A 2,398-nucleotide genomic window follows, 5' to 3' on the forward strand; every position below is an offset into this window, starting at 1 on the left:
CTTATCCGATCATGTCGTTGGACAAGGGCAAATGGCAGATATCAATGCGACTTAAGGCGTATTCCTGCCCCGCGTATGGATGGAGTAAAAGCCGGACAAATTTTGAAATCAAAGACAGAATGGATACGGACGATTGGCGCGAAGATAACTGGTCATCCATTTTAGATAATGCTGTTCGTTCAGCACCAGAGCGAATATGAATATGTTGCGAAGGACTTCACACTCGCTGCATCAGCCGGGATAAATATCCATTCGTTGGGTTCCATCGGAATCCGTGCAACTGGTTGTAAGGTAAATTCAATGCTGGAAACGCGTATCAGAAATGCCGGTCTGCGGGACAAGATCATCACAGCGGCACAGGCAGCCTCTCTCATCAAGGATGGCATGATCATTGGCATGAGCGGATTTACCCGTGCTGGTGATGCCAAGGCTGTGCCCGTCGCCATGGCTGAACGCGCTGCCCAGGATCCGTTTCAGATTACCCTGATTACCGGCGCCTCGCTCGGTCATGACGTCGACAAGATCTTGACCGATGCGCATATTCTGGCGCGCCGCATGCCATTTCAGTCTGACCGCACCTTGCGCAATGCAATCAACCGCGGCGAAGTGATGTTTATCGACCAGCATCTGTCCGAGACGGTTGAGCAGCTGCGCTCCAACCAGATCGGCCCGGTTGACTATGCCATTGTCGAGGCACTGGCGATCACCGAAAATGGCGGCATCGTACCGACGACATCGGTCGGCAATTCCGCAAGCTTGGCCATTCTGGCTGACAAGGTCATTGTTGAGCTTAACCTTAATCAGCCAATGGCGCTAGAAGGCATTCACGACATCTATATCCCGACCAAGCGCCCTTCCCGCGAGCCGATCCCGGTCATGGCATGTGACAGCCGCGTTGGTGTTCCTTATATTCCCATCCCGCCGGAAAAGATTGCCGGCATTGTCATTACGCGTGAAAGCGACAGCGCATCGACGATTGAGGCGCCGGATACGGAAACCTTTGTCATCGCCAATCACCTGATCGAATTCCTGCTCAATGAGGTGAAAAAGGGTCGCCTTGATCTAACGCTCAACCCCCTGCAGGCAGGCATTGGCACCATTGCCAATGCGGTCCTGAACGGCTTTGTCAAAAGCCCATTCCATAATCTGCGCATGTATAGCGAAGTCCTGCAGGACAGTACTTTTGAACTGTTTGATGCCAGCAAGCTCGATTTTGCTTCCGGCTCATCAATTACACTGAGCAAGGCCTGTGGTGAGCGTGTCTTCAACAATATTGAGCGCTATCGCGACAAGCTCATCCTGCGTCCGCAGGAAATCAGCAATCATCCGGAAGTCATCCGTCGTCTTGGCATTATCGGCATCAATACGGCGCTGGAATTCGACATCTATGGCAATGTGAATTCCACCCATGTCGATGGTGCCAACATGATGAATGGTATTGGCGGCTCTGGCGACTTTGCCCGCAACGCCTATATTTCGATCTTTGTCACCAAATCCATTGCCAAGAATGGTGCGATTTCATCGGTAGTGCCGATGGTGACCCATGTCGACCAGACGGAGCATGATGTCGATATTCTGGTGACAGAACAGGGGCTTGCGGATCTGCGCGGCCTTGCGCCACGCGAGCGCGCCCGCGTCATCATCGACAATTGCACCCATCCTGACTATCGCGACCAGCTCAATGATTATTTTGAACGGGCCTGCAAACGCGGTGGCCACACCCCTCACCTGCTTGAGGAAGCCTTCAGCTGGCATGTTCGCCGCGCACAGACCGGCAGCATGTTGAAGCAGTAATTTTCATCAGGTCGCAAACTTCAGTACAGTGCAAAGGCACCATCTGACCGATTGCAGATGGTGCCTTTCATCTTCTGGTAGAGTTTGTTTTTCCCGGCAGAACCGTCAGTTTGGCGCGTTTTCCACAGTCATGCTGGACGGATCCCGGCGACGATGATCCCGACACGGATCCTTTTCCTGTTGTTGCAGCTGTATGTGCTGGCTTGATCCGAAAGTATGGTTCTGAAGAAAATTTCTGATTATCGTGTTGAAATTGCTTAACAATCTGTTGCGTTAAAATAACGTCAAAATAATTTTTACAGATGTCTGGCGTAATAATAATCTATAGAAATTATAGTAAAAAGAACTATTCATTTGTTGCTAATATGTAGCATAATTAACACTCGGGAATAGTATTTCAATCTGGTGGTGTTGTTGACTTTCAACCCTGGGTGGCTCGTTTTATAAGTCCGCACAGGGGAGCGCATAATCGCGCATATTGCATACGCCTGAATATGCCAGACCAACAGAACTTGGCGTTTGTAAGAGCCCGACTCAAAATTCCATTTTTGCGATACGCCTCGTCATTCGCCTGATTGAGGAGATGACCATCCAAGCTTGTGAC

2 protein-coding genes are annotated in these 2,398 nt (G+C 50.5%); both read left to right on the forward strand.

Annotation, left to right across the window (positions count from 1 at the left end; all coding sequences use genetic code 11):
- Positions 1 to 200, forward strand: a 200-nt coding sequence (locus ACFO1V_RS09505; protein WP_380075091.1) for a hypothetical protein, incomplete at its 5' end; no start/stop codon positions are given.
- Between the two features lie 100 nt (positions 201 to 300).
- Complete coding sequence (locus ACFO1V_RS09510) at positions 301 to 1,794, forward strand: acetyl-CoA hydrolase/transferase family protein (RefSeq protein WP_374834646.1); 1,494 nt, start codon at positions 301 to 303, stop codon at positions 1,792 to 1,794.
- Positions 1,795 to 2,398: the final 604 nt, after the last annotated feature.

Source organism: Daeguia caeni (assembly GCF_042653845.1).
In the GTDB taxonomy this organism is placed as follows: Bacteria; Pseudomonadota; Alphaproteobacteria; order Rhizobiales; family Rhizobiaceae; genus Brucella; species Brucella caeni.